This window comes from Vibrio scophthalmi LMG 19158, from assembly GCF_000222585.1.
GTDB lineage: Bacteria > Pseudomonadota > Gammaproteobacteria > Enterobacterales > Vibrionaceae > Vibrio > Vibrio scophthalmi.
This window is the reverse complement of sequence record NZ_AFWE01000120.1, coordinates 1-432: the sequence shown is the minus strand read 5'-3', so window position 1 is coordinate 432 and position 432 is coordinate 1. Positions and strand designations below refer to the sequence as shown.

General features: G+C 39.1%; 1 protein-coding gene. It reads left to right on the top strand.

Features of this window, described 5'->3' with window-relative positions; genetic code table 11:
* Positions 1-55 precede the first annotated feature (55 nt).
* Positions 56-432: helix-turn-helix domain-containing protein (locus tag RH88_RS10040; RefSeq protein ID WP_005595509.1), on the top strand; the 377-nt coding region annotated here is incomplete at its 3' end.

Genomic DNA, 432 nt, shown 5'->3' with positions numbered 1-432 from the left:
TTAAAGAAAAAATATGATCTAATTGAGGCTATCGAAACTACCGTTAAACGTCGCTATGGATAGCCTTAATAATACCGATTTCAGAAAACTAGCCAGCCAACAGAAAACCATCCAAATGAAGATGCGATTACTCGCTCTCGCACACTTCAAAGACGGTCACTCTCGCACTCAAATTGCAAAATATCTCAAAGTCAGCCGAACGAGCGTGAACAAATGGGTTCAACTATTCCTTGAAGAAGGTTTTGAAGGACTTAAAGAAAAACCACGCTCAGGCAGACCTGCATTCCTTACTGCAGAACAGCAAAATCAGCTAAGTGAATACATAAATAAAGAGTCGGAATCCTCTGTAGGTGGACGTTTAGTTGGGAGTGATATCCACAACTATATCGTCAAACATTTTGATAAACACTATCACCCAAATTCTATCTATTA